Origin of the sequence: Vibrio lentus (assembly GCF_002875945.1) — a bacterium.
GTDB classification, from domain to species: domain Bacteria; phylum Pseudomonadota; class Gammaproteobacteria; order Enterobacterales; family Vibrionaceae; genus Vibrio; species Vibrio apostichopi.
In genome coordinates this window covers 31,643-49,968 of record NZ_MCZK01000148.1, presented here as the reverse complement: position 1 = coordinate 49,968, position 18,326 = coordinate 31,643, and the positions used below count along the sequence as shown (strand labels likewise).

Here is an 18,326-nt window from a genome sequence, read left to right as displayed (position 1 = left end):
TTAATAAGATGATTAAATCTTTTTGAAGATCAAACAGCCGTTTGTACCACCAAAACCGAATGAGTTACATGCAGCATATTCCATGCCGCTAACTTTACGTGCGGTGTGAGGTACTAAGTCAATATCTAAGCCTTCTTCAGGATCATCTAGGTTGATTGTCGGTGGGACAATCTGGTCAACCAAGGACATCGCTGTGATGATCGCTTCAGCAGAACCAGCAGCACCAAGAAGGTGGCCAGTCATTGATTTCGTAGAAGAAACCAATACTTGCTTACAGCCTGCTTCGCCAAGAGCACGTTTAATACCCTTAACTTCAGCTACATCACCCGCAGGAGTCGATGTACCGTGTGCGTTAACATAACCGATTTGCTCACCAGTCACGCCAGCATCACGCATAGCCGCTTCCATCGCTAGCGCGCCACCAGAACCATCTTCACTTGGAGATGTCATATGGTAAGCGTCACCCGACATACCGAAGCCAACTAGCTCACAGTAAATCTTAGCGCCACGAGCTTTCGCATGTTCGTACTCTTCAAGAACCATCATGCCTGCACCGTCACCAAGAACGAAGCCGTCACGACCTTTGTCCCATGGACGAGAAGCTTTTTGAGGCTCATCGTTACGAGTAGACAGTGCTTTAGCCGCACCAAAACCGCCCATACCTAGTGGTGTAGATGCTTTTTCTGCACCACCCGCTAGCATTGCGTCAGCATCGCCGTATGCAATCATACGAGCCGCGTGACCAATGTTATGTAGACCAGTCGTACATGCCGTAGAGATCGCGATGTTTGGACCGCGTAGACCACGCATGATAGACATGTGACCCGCAATCATATTCACGATCGTCGACGGAACGAAGAACGGACTGATTTTACGAGGGCCTTTTTCAGTTAGAGCTTGGTGACCTGCTTCGATCAAACCAAGACCACCAATACCAGAACCGATAGCAACGCCAACACGAGGGGCGTTTTCTTCAGTAATAGTTAGGGCTGAATCATCTAAAGCTTGAATACCTGCTGCGACGCCGTACTGGATGAACAAGTCCATCTTACGAGCATCTTTTTTAGTCATATACTCTTCGCAGTTAAAGTCTTTAACTAGACCTGCAAAACGAGTTGAGAAATTGGTTGCATCAAAATGATCGATATTAACGATACCACTTTGACCAGCTAGCAGGGCTTTCCAAGAAGATTCTACAGTGTTGCCTACCGGCGACAACATACCCATGCCAGTGACAACTACACGACGCTTGGACACGATATTACACTCCGGGGATTGAGGTGATTTAAGATGAGGATAGATGAGTTAGATAAAACACAGGCGGTCAAGGTGACCGCCTGGGAGAGATTATTACTGAGCGCTAGTTACGTAATCGATAGCAGCTTGAACAGTAGTAATTTTCTCAGCTTCGTCATCTGGGATTTCAGTGTCGAATTCTTCTTCTAGAGCCATTACTAGCTCAACTGTGTCTAGAGAATCTGCACCTAGGTCATCAACGAAAGAAGCTTCGTTTTTAACTTCAGCTTCGTCTACACCTAGCTGTTCAACAATGATTTTCTTTACGCGTTCTTCGAGGTTGCTCATTTTTTCTTTTCCTTTACAGAGTTCGCTTTATGCGATGTTTTCCGTAGTTTATTCAATCTATTGAAAGTTGCAAGGTCAACTTTTCTGGTCAAACCACAATTTTCACGATTTTAACCGAAATTACGTATGATCTTGACTTAAATCATGCACAAATGTTGCACATAATTTACACCATGTACATACCGCCATTGACGTGAAGTGTTTCACCTGTGATATAAGCTGCCGCAGGTGACGCCAAAAATACCACAGCTTCAGCGATTTCGCGAGGGTCACCTAGTCGACCTGCTGGTACATTCGCCAAAGTTGCTGCACGTTGGTCATCATTTAGCGCTTTAGTCATATCAGTTTCGATGAAACCTGGAGCAACAGTGTTCACTGTAACGCCACGAGATGCAACTTCACGAGCCATTGATTTAGTAAAACCAATCACGCCAGCTTTTGCAGCTGCGTAGTTAGCTTGACCAGCGTTACCCATAGTACCTACTACAGAACCAACGTTTACAATACGACCTTGACGCTTCTTCATCATGCCACGCAATACAGCTTTAGACATGCGGAAGATAGGCGTTAAGTTAGTATCGATGATGTCATTCCATTCGTCGTCTTTCATACGCATAAGTAGGTTATCACGAGTGATACCTGCGTTGTTAACTAGAATGTCGATCGCACCAAATTCATCGTTGATGGTCTTCAGTGTAGCAGTAATTGAGTCAACGTCAGTTACGTTAAGAGCAAGACCTTTACCGTTCTCACCAAGGTACTCGCTGATTGCAGCAGCGCCGCCTTCAGACGTAGCAGTACCGATAACTTTAGCACCACGCTCAACTAAAAGTTCAGCGATTGCACGACCGATACCACGGCTTGCGCCTGTAACTAGTGCAACTTTGCCTTCTAAATTCATCATAACTTCTCTATTAATTGGTTATTTACTTAGCAGCGTCTAGTGATGCAGTGTCATTAACTGCAGCAGCTGTCATAGTTTTAACAATACGTTTTGTTAGACCAGTAAGAACCTTACCTGGGCCTAATTCTAGTAGCTTTTCAACGCCTTGCTCATTCATCGCTTGTACACTTTCAGTCCAACGAACTGGGCTGTATAGCTGACGAACAAGTGCGCTCTTGATTTTTGCAGGGTCTGTTTCAGCAATAACATCGACGTTATTGATAACAGGCAGTGCCGGTGTGTTGAACTCTAGAGCTTCTAGAGCAACCGCTAGCTTGTCTGCTGCAGGCTTCATAAGGGCACAGTGAGACGGCACAGATACAGGTAAAGGAAGAGCACGTTTAGCGCCTGCTTCTTTACATAGTGCACCAGCACGCTCTACTGCCGCTTTGTTACCCGCGATAACAACTTGGCCAGGTGAATTGAAGTTAACTGGAGACACAACTTCGTCTTGTGCCGCTTCTTCACACGCTTTAGCAATCGCTTCATCATCTAGACCGATGATTGCGTACATTGCACCAACGCCTGCAGGAACCGCTTCTTGCATCAGTTGACCACGTAGCTCAACTAGCTTGATCGCTTCTTTAAAGTCGATAACGCCAGCACACACTAGTGCAGAGTATTCGCCTAGGCTGTGCCCTGCTAGGTTTGCAGGTTGCTCTAGACCAAGCTCTTGCCATACACGCCAGATTGCAACAGACGCTGTTAGTAGAGCTGGTTGAGTACGGAAAGTTTCATTTAGATTTTCTACTGGACCATCTTGAACCAATGCCCATAGATCGTAACCAAGTGCTTCTGAAGCTTCAGCAAATGTCTTTTTAACAACATGATACTGTTCGCCTAGGTCAGCAAGCATACCGATAGCTTGAGAGCCTTGGCCTGGGAATACGATAGCAAATTTGCTCATTGTAATTTTCCTTTAAGCAAAGCAAAAAATTGAATAAGGCACATAAGTTATGTGCCTTGTTTGTTGATTATCGCTTGAGGTTAGAATTTAACTAGCGCAGAACCCCAAGTGAAGCCGCCGCCAAAGGCTTCGAGAAGAAGCGTTTGACCACGTTTAATTCGCCCGTCACGAACAGCCTCATCGAGTGCTGTCGGTACCGTAGCTGCCGACGTATTGCCGTGCTTATCAAGGGTAATCACCACTTGATCAAGCGACATTGTCAGCTTTTTAGCGGTTGCTGAAATAATACGGTAGTTGGCTTGGTGTGGAACTAACCAATCAAGCTCTGACTTATCCATGTTATTCGCCGCTAATGTGTCTTTAACTAGCTTAGAAAGCTGAGTTACCGCCACTTTGAATACTTCGTTGCCCGCCATGTGCAGCCATTTATCTGCATCACCGCCACGCTCTGGTACTTCTAAGCTTAGAAGTTCACCATATTTACCATCAGAGTAAATGTGAGTCGACAAAATACCTGGCTCTTCGCTTGCGCCTACAACCACCGCGCCTGCTGCATCACCAAATAAGATGATAGTAGAGCGGTCAGTCGGATCACAGGTTTTTGATAATGCATCAGCACCAATCACCAAAACGTTCTTACACATGCCCGTTTTGATATGCTGGTCAGCAACAGACAATGCATATACAAAGCCTGAACATGCTGCAGCTAAGTCGAATGCAGGACAGCCTTTAATACCAAGCTTACCTTGTACCTGACATGCAGAAGATGGGAATGTATGGCTACTGCTGGTTGTTGCAACAATGATTAAGTCGATATCTTCTTTGTCGATACCCGCCATTTCAATGGCATTCTCAGCAGCGTAAAACGCCATATCCGCAACGGTTTCGTTTTCCGCTGAAATACGACGCTCTTTAATACCTGTTCTAGCAACGATCCACTCATCGCTAGTCTCTACCATTTTCTCTAAGTCTGCGTTAGTACGCACCTGAGATGGCAAGTAGCTGCCAGTACCTAAAATTTTGCTATACATGAAGACTAATAATGCCTCTCGAGTAAAACCGCTTCCAAACGATCGCTAATGCGGCTGGGGACTTGTCGTTTGACCTCGTGTACTGCTTCACCAATCGCGTTGACGACTGCAGATACATCAGCACTTCCATGACTTTTAATGACAATGCCGCGCAATCCTAACAAACTTGCGCCGTTATACTGGTCGGGGTTCAAGGTTTTTAATTCAGTAAATAGCTCAGAAAACAGCATTCTGGCTATCCAACCCTTTATTGTTGAAGCCATCATGCGCGTTTTTAGCTTATCAATAAAGAGCTGAGCTGTACCTTCGCACGTTTTTAAGCAGACATTGCCCACAAAACCATCACATACGACGACATCAGCAGCATCTTGAAGTAGCTGGTTACCTTCAATATAGCCTATGAAGTTCACAGACTGAGTATTCGACAACATTTCCGCGCATCGTTTTACAAGGTCGTTGCCTTTAATTTCTTCTGCGCCGATATTCAAGATTGCGACACGTGGAGCGCGATCTAAATGTTGTTCCGCTAATGCGCTGCCCATCACGGCAAACTGAAACAGTGAATCCGCATCACTAGACACGTTTGCCCCTAAATCAAGCATCCATGTACGATTCCCTGACGCTGTAGGCAAAGCTGAAACCAATGCAGGCCTATCAATACCAGGAAGGAGTTTGAGTCGGAAACGGGACAAAGCCATCAGTGCGCCAGTGTTACCACCACTCACACAAGCATCAGCCTGTGATTCGGCAACAAGATCAATAGCGGCACGCATAGAACTACCCTGACTATTACGTAAGGCTAGTGAAGGTTTTTCAGAATTGGAAATAACTCGATCACAATGCTGGATACTCAAACGAGAATCAGGCATTCGACCTAATGAAGATAATTGAGATGTGATCGCGTTTCGATCACCTATGAGAATGACTTTTAGCTCTGGGAAATACGACAGTGCCTGCACGGCGGCAGGCACTGTTACACGAGGACCGAAGTCCCCGCCCATTGCATCAAGCGCAACGGTTAGATTTTGCAAAGGTCAACCTTACTTGTTGATAACCTTTTTGCCGCGGTAGAAACCTTCGGCAGTCACGTTGTGACGTAGGTGAGTTTCACCTGAAGTTGCGTCTACAGAAAGTGCAGCTGTAGTTAGCGCATCGTGTGAACGACGCATGCCACGCATTGAACGTGATTTCTTGCTCTTTTGTACGGCCATTGACCCTACTCCTATGTAAATTCTTAAAAATAGTTACTTGTTAATAAGTTACTTCTTTAAGTTTTTTAAAACATCAAATGGATTCGGCTTTTTATCTTCCTCAATTTCTTCAGGAAGTTCACCAAACACCAAGTTATTTGAGTTAACGCTACATTTCGCATCGTCGTGCATTGCTATTTGTGGCAATCCAAGGATGAACTCGTCTTCAACTAATTGAATCAGGTCTAACTCACCGTACTCGTTCAGATCTACCAAATCGTACTCTTCCGGTGCTTCCTCTTCACTTTTCTCGCTGTAAACAGGAGTATAAGTAAATTGGACATCGCACTCATGTGCGAAAACCTCATTACAACGTTGACACTCTAAATCGACTTCGACGTTAGCTTTACCAGAGATAACGACTAATCGTTGTTCATCAAGCCCAAATGACATTGAGACTTGCGCGTCACGTTTTACGCCTTCAGTTGTTTCGGTTAAACGCTTCAAAAGACTTACTTGGATGATACCATCCATATCAAGTCGTTTTTGAGCCGTTCGTGCCGGATCTACTGTACGCGGTATTTTTTCCTTTTGCATAGGGCGCGAATCTTATCTTCCAAATCATGTTTAGTCAAAGGAAATGGCAAAAAAAATGTACTTTCCTGCCTTTCCTATTCAGAGCATTATGAATAGCAGGACAAGTTACGTTATCCTGAGATAAATGCTTCCGTGAATTGTAAATTAAAATGAGAAATTACCAACTAGTTTTAGCCTCTACCTCACCATTTAGGCAAGAGATCCTCAAAAAACTACAGTTAAGCTTCGTTACAGCCAAGCCAGACTGCGATGAAACCCCTCTTTCAGACGAGACACCTCAACAATTGGTAATGCGTCTTGCCGAGACAAAAGCCAAGTCTTGTGCGGTTGAAAAACCAAGCTTAGTGATCGGCTCTGATCAAGTGTGCGTCATTGACGGGGAGATCATTGGTAAACCACATACTCGTGAAAAAGCGATTGAGCAGTTATCTCGCCAAAGCGGTAAGAGCATCACTTTCTATACAGGGATAACCGTATGGAACAGCGAAACCAATCAAGCCGATACTCGCTTAGATACCTTCGTAGTACATTTCCGCGATTTAACAGAGCAACAGATCATTTCCTATGTTGAGAAAGAACAGCCTTATTACTGCGCCGGCAGTTTTATGTGTGAAGGATTAGGTATTGCGTTATTTAAGCAAATGGAAGGTAAAGACCCAAATACGTTGATCGGCTTACCTCTGATCGATCTGGTCGATATGTTAGAAGCGCAAGGAATGAGTGTGTTATAGCAGGTACTCTCTATTGGAGGTTCCCTACTCCTTCCTTCGTCGGTCTAGGGGATGACGATGAAGAAGAATGAGTCTCGAACGTGTTAGGGATTTTCTACAACATATAAAAACAAAAAAGGTTGACGATATTCGTCAACCTTTATCATTTGCGGATAACTGATACTAAATCCTAAAAGAGTTATCTCTTTCGTATCTCGTATCTCGTATCTTCCTAAAGTTAAAGCTTACGTAAGCCAGTCAGTGCTTTTTCTAATCTTGCTTCCATTGGCGCCGAGATATCCATCTTCTCTTCGCTACCTGGGTGGGTAAACTTGATATTGGCTGCATGCAAGAACAGACGGTTCAGTCCTACTTTACCCGTATAAGCATCGAAACGACGATCACCGTAACGGTCATCCCAAGCAATTGGGTGGCCAGTGTATTGAGCATGCACACGAATTTGGTGCGTACGACCCGTAATTGGACTTGCCTGAACTAAAGTGGCGTCTTGGAACTTTTCTAAAACTCTAAAGCGCGTTTCAGAAGCTTTGCCATTTGGATTAACACGAACAATACTATTCACTTCGTTCTTCAACAGCGGAGCATTAACAACTTTACAGCTGTTCTTCCACTCACCCATCACCAAAGCAAAATAGTACTTCTGTACGGTTTTCTCGCGGAACTGTGCTTGAAGGTGTCTTAGCGCAGAACGTTTCTTCGCGATAAGTAGAATACCTGACGTGTCTCTATCAATACGATGCACAAGTTCAAGAAAACGCGCATCAGGACGAAGTGCTCGTAACGCTTCAATTGCGCCGAACTTAAGTCCACTGCCACCGTGAACCGCAGTACCTGATGGTTTATTCAGAATCAGCATGTGATCATCTTCATAGATGATGCACTGTTCCAATTCCGAAACCTTATTGAGTTTCGTGCTTGGCACACTGTCTTCTGTTTTCTCTTCAATAGTAACTGGCGGGATACGAACTAAATCACCTGCTTTTAGTTTGTATTCAGCCTTGATGCGTTTTTTATTTACGCGGACTTCGCCTTTACGCACGATTCGATAAATCATGCTTTTCGGGATGTTTTTTAATTGGTTGCGTAAGAAGTTATCAATACGCTGACCAGCCATATCTTCGTCAATGTCGACGAACTGGACTTGGGTTCTAATTTCGCTCATGTGGCTATTGTACCACTGTCACTTTTGATAATTGAGGTTTTCTTAGCGCTATTCCGTACTAATTTATCCTTAATCCTCACGGAATCCTCCCTAAATAGCGACTGAAGTCCTATATTTCTTTGATTCTTCGAACAAAAAAGCATCAAGATTCCTGCAAATTAAAATATCAATTGATAAATTATTTATAGACAGTGAGTTAGAGCTATCAAAACCCAAACAAAAACTGTTTTTTTTACCGCATTCCGACAAAGCAGATTGCTGTGTTTACCGACCGCTGCTATAGTTCACAGCTGCTATCAGTGGTTTGACTATTATTTAAACAGCTAACCATTCATAAGCAAGTAAATGAGTAGATAACTCAGATTAGACAGTGCTGCAATCGGCGTAAGACACGGTCAACTGAGTTCCTTATCGCTCTACTCACGTACGCTCATGTTGAGTATTCACCGCCACATCGCGGATCATAGGCTAACTTCCTATGATGACTGACGTGCCCCAGAGCATCCCTCTCCAGCCGGGAGGCTGCACCGATAAAGCCATGGGATCTGGCACCATGAGAAACGAATAAAGCGATAAGAACAATGATGAAAATAAGAAAAGACAATGAGAATTTCTAAATGAAAAGAATGTTAATTAACGCAACTCAAAAAGAAGAGTTGCGTGTCGCTTTGGTTGATGGCCAGCGACTGTTCGATCTAGATATCGAAAGTCCAGGTCACGAGTCAAAGAAAGCGAATATCTACAAAGGACGTATTACCCGTATTGAACCAAGCCTAGAAGCGGCATTTGTTGATTACGGCGCAGAACGTCACGGTTTCCTCCCTCTTAAAGAAATTGCCCGCGAATACTTCCCTGAAGGTTATACATACCAAGGCCGTCCTAGCATTAAAGAAGTGCTAAGAGAAGGACAAGAAGTAATCGTACAAGTTGAGAAAGAAGAACGTGGTAGCAAAGGCGCTGCACTGACAACTTTCATCTCTTTGGCTGGTAGTTACTTAGTTCTTATGCCTAATAACCCTCGTGCTGGCGGTATTTCTCGTCGTATCGAAGGTGATGAACGCACTCAACTGAAAGCAGCATTAAGCACTCTTGAGCTACCTCAAGGCATGGGTTTAATCGTGCGTACAGCGGGTGTTGGCAAAAGTGCAGAAGAGCTAGAGTGGGACTTGAACGTTCTATTGAATCACTGGGGCGCTATCAAGCAAGCTTCTGATTCAAATGCAGCTCCTTTCCTTATTCACCAAGAAAGTAACGTTATCGTTCGCGCGATTCGTGACTATCTACGTCGTGATATTGGCGAGATTCTAATCGACAGCAATACTATTTTTGAACGTGCACAAGCGCACATTCAATTAATACGCCCAGATTTCATGAATCGCGTTAAGAAATACGATGGTGAAGTGCCACTATTCAGCCATTACCAGATTGAAAGCCAGATCGAATCTGCTTTCCAACGTGAAGTTCGTCTTCCATCTGGTGGTTCTATCGTAATCGACCCAACAGAAGCTCTGACTTCTATCGATATCAACTCTGCTCGTGCAACAAAGGGCGGCGATATCGAAGAAACAGCACTTAACACTAACCTAGAAGCAGCCGATGAAATTGCACGTCAATTACGTCTACGTGATCTAGGTGGTCTTGTTGTTATCGACTTTATCGATATGACTCCGGTTCGCCACCAACGCGAAGTAGAAAGCCGTCTACGTGATGCTGTTCGTTTAGATCGCGCACGTGTTCAGATTGGTCGTATTTCTCGCTTTGGTCTTCTAGAGATGTCTCGTCAACGTTTGAGCCCATCACTAGCAGAAGCAAGCCACCACATTTGTCCTCGTTGTACAGGTACTGGTGTTGTTCGTGATAACGAATCTCTAGCACTATCTGTTCTACGTCTGATCGAAGAAGAAGCTCTAAAAGACAACACTGCGCAAGTTCTTGCTGTAGTCCCTGTTCCTATCGCTTCTTACCTATTGAACGAGAAACGTCGCTCAGTAAACCACATCGAGAAGAACCAAGAAGTTAAGATCACTGTTGTTCCTAACTCTGACATGGAAACGCCACATTTTGAGGTTATCCGTGTACGTGAAGGTGAAGAGTTCGATCTACTATCTTACCTACTGCCTAACAAGCTAGAAGCTCTAAAAGAAGCAGAAAGCAAAGAACCAGCAGAACAGACTATTCGTCCTAAGAAGATCGAAGAGCCAGCTCTGAAAGGTTTCGCGGCTCCAGCTCAATCAGCACCGACTCCTGCTCCAGCCCCTAAAGCTGTTGAAGAGAAGAAAGTTGAACCAGCTGCAACAACGCAAGAACCAGGTCTAATTGGTCGTTTCTTCAAAGCTATCGGTAGCTTCTTATTTGGATCTTCAACTCAAGAAGAGAAGAAAGAAGAAGAGAAGAAAGAAGAAGAAAAGCCTAAGAACAACCGCAACAACGGCAACCGTCAACGCCGTGATCGTAACGATAATCGCCGTCGTAACCAACGTGGTGAGCGCGGTGAACGTAATGAGCGCAGCGAGCGTGGTGACAATCGTAACGAAAACCGTGACAACAAACGCCGTCGTAAGCCTGTACGTGATGAGAAGCCTGAAGAGCAAAAAGAAGCAGCTCCACAGCAAACTCGTCAACCACGTAAGCCTAAGCAAGATCGTCGCAATAAGCCACGTGATGAGCAGAAGCTACGTGAAGAGCAAGCTCCATCTAAATTAGCAGAAGAAGGTCTACAGCTAGCAGCAGAAGCGCAAGCTGATAAACCAGAAGCGCCTAAGGCGAAGCCTGAAGCAAAAGCTGTGAAGATTAAAGAGCGTCGCCAGCGTCGTAAACTGAATAAGCAAGTTCGAGTTAAAGATCAACTAGCTCAAGCAGAAGCTGACAACAATGCCGATAACGCTTCAAAAGAGCAAAAGGCACAAGCAGCAAATCACGAACAAGCTGTAGCTCAAGAACAGAAGGTTGCTGAGCAAGTTGAAGCAACTCAAGTAGACTCAGAGCAAACTGAACAGGAAGAGCCGAAGCAACGTCGTAACCGCCGTTCACCACGTCACCTACGTGCAAGTGGTCAACGTCGTCGTCGCGGTCGTGATCGTCGCCCTAACCCATTCCGCCTACGTAAAGGTGGTGTAGCTTCTCCAGAGATGGCTATGGGTAAAGTGATGCCTCGCTTCATTCCAAAACCTCACCACAATCAGACAAAACCTGAAGTGGCTGAAGTTGAAGTAGCAGTTGAAACTCAAGTTGCTGTACAAGAGCAAAACGTAGCTCAAGAGACGGCACCGCAAAGTAACACTGCTATGGCAGGCGGCTTTGCATGTCCTGAACTTGCGATGGGTAAAGTCATTATCCGCCGTAAAGAAGCTGAAACTGTCGTTGAAGCTCAGGTTACTGAAGCTCCTGCGGTAGTTGAAGAAGCTCCGGTAGTTACAACATCAGTAGTTGAAGCTCCTGTTGAGACAGTTAAAGCTGAAGACGTTGTAGCAGAGACAATTGTTGAAACTGAAGCGCCTGTTGAAACTGAAGCGCCTGTTGAAACTGAAGCTGTTATTGAACCAGCAAAAGCGGTTGAAGCGCCTAAAGCTGAAAGTGCAAAAGTAGAAGAAGCTCCTGTGGTAAAAGCACAAGCTCCTAAAGCAGCACCGAAGGCAGTAGAAGCGAAGAAACAAGCGGGTTCTCCAATGACTAAAGCTCCTGGTCCTCAAGAGATCAAAGAGATTCAAGTTGTTGCAGCTCCATTCCGTACTGAGCGTTTTGTATCGAAAGGTGCAGGCAGCCAAGCAGCGTCAAATAAAGCCGGCGCTGGCATGACTAAACCTCAATACTAATGAGCTTCGCAGAGTAATCTGCAAAGAACTATCTAAGGGCGACTTATTCATAAGTCGCCCTTTTTTTATATCCACAGTTCCGATTGGTTATAATAGATATATTACTCAAAATGGGGTTCAACCTTGAACTTAATCACATTTTTGGGTAGCATTCGCGCACTTATATTTTCGACACTTAGCTATTGCCGCTCTTTTTCATCACTGTTTGGCTACGCAATACACTCTTGTCGGTAAACCCATTTTAAGCATAGCTGAGCAAACATGTTCGAATTCCCACAATTTTCAAAGCACTCTGTAAAAAATGATGTGCTTTCAGGTCTAACAGTAGCCCTAGCTCTGGTACCTGAAGCCGTAGCATTCGCCTTTGTTGCAGGCGTTGACCCAATGGTTGGTCTTTACGCGGCATTCATCGTAGGTTTAATCACTTCTGTCTTCGGCGGTCGTCCAGGTATGATTTCTGGTGCAACTGGCGCAATGGCTGTAGTAATGGTGAGCCTAGTAGCAACCCACGGCGTTCAATACCTCTTTGCCGCAGTAATGATGGCTGGCCTTCTGCAAATTGCAGCGGGTGTATTCAAGCTAGGTAAATTCATCCGTATCGTTCCGCACCCAGTAATGATTGGTTTCGTGAACGGTTTAGCGATCGTTATCTTCTTAGCACAGCTTGGACAATTTAAAGCACCAGACGTAACAGGTGTATTAACTTGGCTACCAACTGGTCAAATGACACTGATGTTAGGCTTAGTTGCGCTAACAATGGGTATCATCCACTTCCTGCCTAAACTAACAACTGCAGTACCATCTTCACTGGTTGCTATTGTTACGGTAACGGCTTTGGTTGTCGGCCTTGATCTTGAAACTCGTACTGTTGTTGATTTCCTACGTACTATGTCTGGTGACGAAGCTGCAACACTTGCAGGCTCTCTGCCAACGTTCTCTATTCCTGCTGTTCCGGTTTCTTTCGAGACGCTACAAATCATCCTGCCATACGCAATTATCCTTGCGGCTATCGGCTTGATTGAGTCTCTACTGACACTAACGGTACTAGACGAAATGACAAACACTCGTGGTCAATCTAACCGTGAATGTGTGGGTCAAGGTATGGCTAACGTAACGTGTTCAGTATTCGGTGCGATGGGTGGTTGTGCGATGATCGGTCAATCGATGATCAACGTAAACTCAGGTGGTCGTGGTCGTCTTTCAGGTATCGTAGCTGCAGTTGCACTGCTGATGTTCATCCTGTTCGGCTCTGCGCTTATCGAAATGATTCCTCTAGCTGCGCTAGTGGGTGTTATGTTTATGGTTGTTATCGGTACGTTTGAATGGGCAACCTTCAAGCTGGCTCGTCGCGTTCCTAAACAAGACTTCTTCGTTATCGTTCTTGTAACTGTAGTTACAGTACTAACAGACCTAGCGGTAGCAGTTGGTGTGGGTGTTGTTGCTTCTGCACTAATGTTTGCATGGCAACATGCTAAGCACATCTACGCAGACACATCAGTAAACGCTGAAGGCTCAAAAGAGTACAAAGTTAACGGTCCAATCTTCTTTGGTTCAACCGCTAACTTCCTTGAGTTGTTTGACTCATACAACGATCCACAAGATGTTATCGTTGATTTTGCAAACTCACGCGTTACTGACCACTCAGCAATTGAAGCAATCGACACGATTGCCGATCGTTACGCTGCTCTGGGCAAAACTCTTCATCTTCGTCACCTAAGCCAAGACTGTGTTGCTATGCTGCATAAAGCGGGTAGCTTAGTTGAAGCGAACGTTGCAGAAGACCCAATCTACAAAGTAATGTCTAAGTAATTTTAGCCATCGCTTATCGTTAGATTTAGAAAGGCCGACATTGAATGTCGGCCTTTTTTATACCCGTCGTTTTATATCTAATGTGGGAACACGGAACATAGTTTCGGCGTTAGATAGAGCGCAATATCGCTTCACTAGACTCTTCAATTAAATCCAATACCAACTCAAAACCATTCCCTTCGCCATAATACGGATCGGGTATCTCTTGATACTGCGATTCTCCGAAACTCAAAAACAACGCAATCTTGTATTGCAGATGAGCCGGACACTGGCTCATTAAGTCATCTAAATTCGCCTTATCTGCCGCGAGTATTAGGTCAAACTCTTCAAAGTCGTTCATCACGACTTTGCGTGACGTAATACCTTTGAAACTGTAACCACGTTTCTCACCTGCAGACTTTGAACGAGAGTCTGGTGGGTTGCCTTGATGAAAGCCAATCGTCCCTGCAGAATCGACAATAACATCTACTTCTAGCTGATTAGCCTTCTTCCTCAGTACCGCTTCACCTGTTGGCGAGCGACAAATATTACCCATACAAACAACGAGTATCTTCTTCATTCGTAATCACCTGTTCTTCCGATGGTTTTTGCTATGGTTAAGTTAGGCTATGATAGGTGCAATCACAACTTAAAAGGATTTGTTATGTCGACTGAAGACAACAAAGAACAACGCCATAAAGCAAGGCAACAGAAAGTAAAAGAACAAGTCGATGCACGTATCGCGGCCGCGCAAGAAGTGAAAGGCTTGTTATTGGTTATCACTGGTAACGGTAAAGGTAAATCAACATCTGGATTTGGCACCATCACACGTGCCGTCGGTCACGGTAAGAAGTGTGCTGTCGCTCAGTTTGTTAAAGGAACTTGGGATAACGGCGAAAAAAACGTTCTCCAAAAGCTGGATGTTGAATTCCAAGTCATGGGAACTGGCTTTACATGGGAAACCCAAGACAAAACAAAAGATATTGAAGCCGCACAACGTATCTGGAAAGAATGTAAGCGGATGCTGGCTGATGAGTCCATTGACGTGATTCTGTTTGATGAGCTGACTTACATGGTGAGTTACGGCTACATCGAGCTAGATGAAGTGGTAGAAGCTCTCAACAACCGTCCGAAAATGCAATCGGTGATCATTACTGGTCGTGGTGCGCATCGAACTCTGACAGAGATGGCGGACACGGTATCTGAAGTCCGTAACGTAAAGCACGCTTTCGAATCCGGTGTTAAAGCACTGCAAGGTGTCGACTGGTAATCCCGTTCAACTAGAGATCCCCGACTCGATCATTCTTCCCTCTTAAAGATGACGACGCTAGGAAGCTTTCGGTCTAGGCTCGTCATTCCTAGATCAAGATACGAGCATCATAGTGAATCTCTCTTGCTTATTATCAGCGCCCAAACAAAAGCGCCATTCCTACAACAGGAATGGCGCTTCTTTTATATGCGAGTTAGGTAAAGATTAGTTAAAGAAACCTTTCAACAAACCATCAACCGCTTCTTTAGTTTTCTCGTCTTTGATCTTATCCGTTAGCTTATTCACGCCACGGTCGATTTCTTTTTGTGCTTTCTGTTTCAACACATCATCAAAAACAAGCGCAAATTTCGGGTCAGCCCACTGGCCAGTCACCTTAATAGGAATCGTCACATCTTTCAGATCATCGATGTTCTTACCCCCCTGACCTTCTAATGAACCAACAATTGACGTTCTTACTAGGAAGTCGACCGTTTCATTGATGAAGTTTGCTTTGCCTTGACCAGTCACACGTAACAGTGGCGACTGTGCCGATAAGTCGTTCGTTGAAACCCAACCTTTGTCTACTTTCAGTGTTGCTTTCATTGCACTGAAGTCCGTTTTTTGAGCTTCATTTGTGCTTTCAACTTTCTCGCCTTTAATCTTCGCGTAGTTTTCTCGAATCAGTTGAGCAACGTTGATGCCATTCACTGCGCCATCTTCAAAGTTAATCGCGATGGTTCCAACTAGGTTCTTCTTGATTCCAGTTGGCGTCAGGCTCTTACCTTTCACGTTAACATCGATATTACCGGTACCTTCAAGCATGTCGTTGTTTGCAACATCAACCAGCAGCGGTTGAACCTTCACGCCTTTGATTTTCTTCTTAGCCGTGTAAGTCGCTGGTGTTTTACGAGCGTCTAACTTAGCGGTAGCAGAAATAGAACCTTGGTAAAGATTCGATGTGAATGATGTTAGCTGTGCGATACCACGGTTAACAGAGAACGCTGTTTTCACGTTCTGCATTTTCGCATTGCTCGCCTTGAACTTATCAATCGTGATGTCACCTTTCACGTCTAACGTTTTCAGTGCCGACAGATCAGGTTCTACTTCTTTCGCCGGAGCCGAGCTACCAGCATTTGACGTTGAACCACCAGCAGAATCAGAAGGAGCCGTGCTCGCCGTTTCTGTTGTGTTACCTAGACCTAAGAACTCATCAAGGTCGATGTTCGGGCTATGAAGAGAGAAACGAACCTTTGGAATTTCAGACAGGGTTACGTCGGCTTTACCATCTAACGCAATAGAGTTAGCTTGCAGTTTCTCTAACACAAAGCTCAAGTGGCTCTTAGTTAGATCAAAGCTTAGGTCAGACAACATATCCACTTTCATTGGTGACTGAGGAAGCGTGTCGCCTTTGAATGTTGAGTCTAACGTTAGCTTGTTCAATGTTACTTTTGAAATCGCGCTATCAACCGTTAGCTCACCACCACCTTTAAGATCAAGGTCAAGGCCAGCAGCTTTACCTACGACAGCGTAAGTCAGTTGGTTAACCTTATCGAACTCAAACGTATTCAAGCCAATCTTTGCCGACTCGATCGACGTTGCTGGATCATTGAATTTAGCATTAAGGTCAATATTACGTAATGCGTAACTTGCGAAGCCTTCCGCTAATTTGAATTCAGCGCTGCCGTTAGCAGAAAACTTTTGTTGGTTGTTTTCACCAGAAGCGGCAAACGTCGCAGTTGTCCATGTGTCCACTGCGAACTCTGATAAGTTCAAAGACACATCGTATAACTTAGTGAATGAACCCGCTTGCTTGTCATCCATTTCAAACAGTGCGTTTGAGACAGTGACACCCGCAAGGTTGATCTTCCAACCAGATGCTTCAGTTGCGTTTTGTTCTTGAGGTGCAGGTGCTGATTCAGCATTTGCATCTGCAGCAGGTTCAGATTCTTGAGGCGCTGACGCTTGTGTTAGCGCATCGATGTTCTTGCGACCATCTTTAAGCGTTTCCAAATAGAACTCTGCACCGTCTAGAGTGATGTTACCAATCTCTAGTTGGTTGCTAAATAGCGGAGTAACCGAAACATCGACGCCAACGGTATCAACCTTAAATAGGTTCGGTTGAGTAAACCCTGCTGGATTACGTAGTTCAGTTTGACCAAGTTCAAAGCCAATAGATGGGAAGAATTGCCAACTGATATCGCCTTCTATCACAAGCTCTAAGCCTGTGTGTTTTTGGGCTTGTTCGACAATTAATGGCTTAAATTGGTTAGGGTTCACTAACAGCACTAGTGCCAGAATTGCTGCAACGACAACAAACACTGGTACAGCTATGAAAATGAGTAGTTTCTTCATCCGCATATTCCTTGCTTAGATTCCAAAAGAAAGTGGCACTATAAAAGTGCCACTGATTCGGTAAAAAATAAAGCTAAGTTAATCACTTAGGCAAAAATTTTACTTAATTAAGACTTCAACAACTTCGCAATGTGCGCTTTTAGCACATCAATCGCGATGCGGTTTTTACCACCACGTGGAACGATGATGTCTGCGTGTTGTTTTGAAGGCTCAATAAACTGCATAAACATTGGACGTACTGTTTGCTGATATTGCTTAAGTACCGTATCCATTGTACGACCACGTTCTTCTACATCACGCTTAACACGACGTAACAGACAGATATCTAGCGGCGTGTCCATAAACACACTTGCGTGCATCAATTTACGTAGACGTGGGTCCGTTAGTAGCAGAATACCTTCTAAAATGATCACTTTCTTAGGTGTAAGTGTAGTCGTTTCAGAAGTACGTGTGTGCTCCGTGTAGCTGTATTCAGGAACTTCTACCGCATTGCCACTCATTAGCTGCTGTAGGTGTTCACATAATAGATCATGATCCAGTGCATTTGGGTGATCGTAGTTAGTTTTAACACGCTCTTCCATACTCAAGTGGCTTTGGTCGCTGTAGTAGCAATCTTCCGTGATAACACCAATTTGATGGTCGCCTACTTTCTCGCGCAACTCATTATAAATTGTACTAGCAATCAGACTTTTTCCTGATGCTGAAGCGCCAGCGATACCTACGATGACACATTGATTATTATCAGACATTAATTTTGCACCCGATATGGTTTGGTGGTGGGAAGAGATAAACCGCCTGATTATAGGGGCTAAACAACATAGATTCTAGTCGCCATTCTTGCTAATTGCAGTCAAATTGATGTTCTCTATATATTAAATGAATACAATCGTTTGCTTTCGAATAACTAGAGTACAACTATTTGCACAAACCCAACGACTATCTAGCCAAATACAAAAGCTATTTATCTCACCCAAACGTTA

The 18,326-nt window shown here is 44.5% G+C and carries 16 protein-coding genes; 4 read left to right on the top strand and 12 right to left on the bottom strand.

Annotated features, from left to right (window positions below; translation table 11 throughout):
- Positions 1-12: 12 nt before the first annotated feature.
- The 8 genes from fabF to yceD all read right to left on the bottom strand — a co-directional run bounded on the left by fabF (position 13) and on the right by yceD (position 6,252).
- Positions 13-1,257 (bottom strand): beta-ketoacyl-ACP synthase II, encoded by a 1,245-nt coding sequence (fabF, locus tag BCT49_RS17560; protein WP_017107282.1) that lies wholly within the window; start codon positions 1,255-1,257, stop codon positions 13-15.
- A 93-nt stretch (positions 1,258-1,350) separates the two neighbouring features.
- The gene (gene acpP / locus BCT49_RS17555; protein WP_012603569.1) at positions 1,351-1,584 is read right to left on the bottom strand and encodes an acyl carrier protein; all 234 of its coding nucleotides are present in this window, start codon (positions 1,582-1,584) and stop codon (positions 1,351-1,353) included.
- Between the two features lie 166 nt (positions 1,585-1,750).
- Positions 1,751-2,485, bottom strand: a complete 735-nt coding sequence (gene fabG, locus BCT49_RS17550; protein WP_029223568.1) for a 3-oxoacyl-ACP reductase FabG — start codon at positions 2,483-2,485, stop codon at positions 1,751-1,753.
- Positions 2,486-2,510: 25 nt separating this feature from the next.
- Complete coding sequence (gene fabD, locus BCT49_RS17545) at positions 2,511-3,434, bottom strand: ACP S-malonyltransferase (protein WP_102437018.1); 924 nt, start codon at positions 3,432-3,434, stop codon at positions 2,511-2,513.
- An 80-nt stretch (positions 3,435-3,514) separates the two neighbouring features.
- Entirely contained in the window at positions 3,515-4,465 is a 951-nt protein-coding gene (locus BCT49_RS17540; RefSeq protein WP_010437276.1) for a beta-ketoacyl-ACP synthase III, read from the bottom strand.
- Between the two features lie 5 nt (positions 4,466-4,470).
- The gene (plsX, locus tag BCT49_RS17535; protein ID WP_102437016.1) at positions 4,471-5,496 is read right to left on the bottom strand and encodes a phosphate acyltransferase PlsX; all 1,026 of its coding nucleotides are present in this window, start codon (positions 5,494-5,496) and stop codon (positions 4,471-4,473) included.
- A 9-nt stretch (positions 5,497-5,505) separates the two neighbouring features.
- Positions 5,506-5,676, bottom strand: a complete 171-nt coding sequence (rpmF, locus tag BCT49_RS17530) for a 50S ribosomal protein L32 (RefSeq protein WP_004737376.1) — start codon at positions 5,674-5,676, stop codon at positions 5,506-5,508.
- Positions 5,677-5,724: 48 nt separating this feature from the next.
- Complete coding sequence (gene yceD / locus BCT49_RS17525; protein WP_004733994.1) at positions 5,725-6,252, bottom strand: 23S rRNA accumulation protein YceD; 528 nt, start codon at positions 6,250-6,252, stop codon at positions 5,725-5,727.
- A 149-nt stretch (positions 6,253-6,401) separates the two neighbouring features.
- Here yceD and BCT49_RS17520 point away from each other — a divergent pair, with 149 nt between their 5' ends.
- Positions 6,402-6,983 carry a Maf family protein gene (locus tag BCT49_RS17520; RefSeq protein WP_102437014.1) on the top strand — a complete coding sequence of 194 codons (582 nt, stop codon included), beginning with the start codon at positions 6,402-6,404 and terminating at the stop codon, positions 6,981-6,983.
- A 217-nt stretch (positions 6,984-7,200) separates the two neighbouring features.
- Here BCT49_RS17520 and rluC read toward each other — a convergent pair whose 3' ends face one another.
- Positions 7,201-8,145 (bottom strand): 23S rRNA pseudouridine(955/2504/2580) synthase RluC, encoded by a 945-nt coding sequence (gene rluC / locus BCT49_RS17515; RefSeq protein WP_017107288.1) that lies wholly within the window; start codon positions 8,143-8,145, stop codon positions 7,201-7,203.
- 617 nt (positions 8,146-8,762) lie between these two features.
- Here rluC and rne point away from each other — a divergent pair.
- Together rne and BCT49_RS17505 are read left to right on the top strand one after the other, a co-directional pair.
- Complete coding sequence (gene rne / locus BCT49_RS17510; RefSeq protein WP_102437012.1) at positions 8,763-11,957, top strand: ribonuclease E; 3,195 nt, start codon at positions 8,763-8,765, stop codon at positions 11,955-11,957.
- A 261-nt stretch (positions 11,958-12,218) separates the two neighbouring features.
- On the top strand, positions 12,219-13,766 hold the full coding sequence (locus BCT49_RS17505) for a SulP family inorganic anion transporter (protein ID WP_102437010.1): 1,548 nt from the start codon (positions 12,219-12,221) through the stop codon (positions 13,764-13,766).
- A 109-nt stretch (positions 13,767-13,875) separates the two neighbouring features.
- Here BCT49_RS17505 and BCT49_RS17500 read toward each other — a convergent pair whose 3' ends face one another.
- Positions 13,876-14,325, bottom strand: a complete 450-nt coding sequence (locus tag BCT49_RS17500) for a low molecular weight protein-tyrosine-phosphatase (protein ID WP_102339804.1) — start codon at positions 14,323-14,325, stop codon at positions 13,876-13,878.
- An 84-nt stretch (positions 14,326-14,409) separates the two neighbouring features.
- Between BCT49_RS17500 and cobO the strand changes: the two genes are divergently transcribed.
- Positions 14,410-15,015, top strand: a complete 606-nt coding sequence (gene cobO, locus BCT49_RS17495) for a cob(I)yrinic acid a,c-diamide adenosyltransferase (RefSeq protein WP_102437008.1) — start codon at positions 14,410-14,412, stop codon at positions 15,013-15,015.
- A 204-nt stretch (positions 15,016-15,219) separates the two neighbouring features.
- Here the strand turns inward: cobO and BCT49_RS17490 are convergent, their stop codons facing one another.
- Both BCT49_RS17490 and udk read right to left on the bottom strand, forming a co-directional pair.
- Positions 15,220-17,346: an AsmA family protein gene (locus tag BCT49_RS17490; RefSeq protein ID WP_102437006.1), complete on the bottom strand. Its 2,127-nt coding sequence runs from the start codon at positions 17,344-17,346 to the stop codon at positions 15,220-15,222.
- Between the two features lie 107 nt (positions 17,347-17,453).
- Positions 17,454-18,095 carry a uridine kinase gene (udk, locus tag BCT49_RS17485; RefSeq protein ID WP_102437004.1) on the bottom strand — a complete coding sequence of 214 codons (642 nt, stop codon included), beginning with the start codon at positions 18,093-18,095 and terminating at the stop codon, positions 17,454-17,456.
- Positions 18,096-18,326 lie beyond the last annotated feature (231 nt).

What these genes read in the sequence shown, in the direction of transcription:
- BCT49_RS17520 (WP_102437014.1), top strand. Translation starts at nt 6,402, where the DNA reads ATGAGAAATTACCAACTAGTTTTAGCCTCTACCTCACCATTTAGGCAA.
- fabD (WP_102437018.1), bottom strand. Translation starts at nt 3,434, where the DNA reads ATGAGCAAATTTGCTATCGTATTCCCAGGCCAAGGCTCTCAAGCTATC.
- BCT49_RS17500 (WP_102339804.1), bottom strand. Translation starts at nt 14,325, where the DNA reads ATGAAGAAGATACTCGTTGTTTGTATGGGTAATATTTGTCGCTCGCCA.
- BCT49_RS17490 (WP_102437006.1), bottom strand. Translation starts at nt 17,346, where the DNA reads ATGAAGAAACTACTCATTTTCATAGCTGTACCAGTGTTTGTTGTCGTT.
- yceD (WP_004733994.1), bottom strand. Translation starts at nt 6,252, where the DNA reads ATGCAAAAGGAAAAAATACCGCGTACAGTAGATCCGGCACGAACGGCT.
- fabG (WP_029223568.1), bottom strand. Translation starts at nt 2,485, where the DNA reads ATGAATTTAGAAGGCAAAGTTGCACTAGTTACAGGCGCAAGCCGTGGT.
- rluC (WP_017107288.1), bottom strand. Translation starts at nt 8,145, where the DNA reads ATGAGCGAAATTAGAACCCAAGTCCAGTTCGTCGACATTGACGAAGAT.
- acpP (WP_012603569.1), bottom strand. Translation starts at nt 1,584, where the DNA reads ATGAGCAACCTCGAAGAACGCGTAAAGAAAATCATTGTTGAACAGCTA.
- rpmF (WP_004737376.1), bottom strand. Translation starts at nt 5,676, where the DNA reads ATGGCCGTACAAAAGAGCAAGAAATCACGTTCAATGCGTGGCATGCGT.
- cobO (WP_102437008.1), top strand. Translation starts at nt 14,410, where the DNA reads ATGTCGACTGAAGACAACAAAGAACAACGCCATAAAGCAAGGCAACAG.
- udk (WP_102437004.1), bottom strand. Translation starts at nt 18,095, where the DNA reads ATGTCTGATAATAATCAATGTGTCATCGTAGGTATCGCTGGCGCTTCA.
- rne (WP_102437012.1), top strand. Translation starts at nt 8,763, where the DNA reads ATGAAAAGAATGTTAATTAACGCAACTCAAAAAGAAGAGTTGCGTGTC.
- BCT49_RS17540 (WP_010437276.1), bottom strand. Translation starts at nt 4,465, where the DNA reads ATGTATAGCAAAATTTTAGGTACTGGCAGCTACTTGCCATCTCAGGTG.
- BCT49_RS17505 (WP_102437010.1), top strand. Translation starts at nt 12,219, where the DNA reads ATGTTCGAATTCCCACAATTTTCAAAGCACTCTGTAAAAAATGATGTG.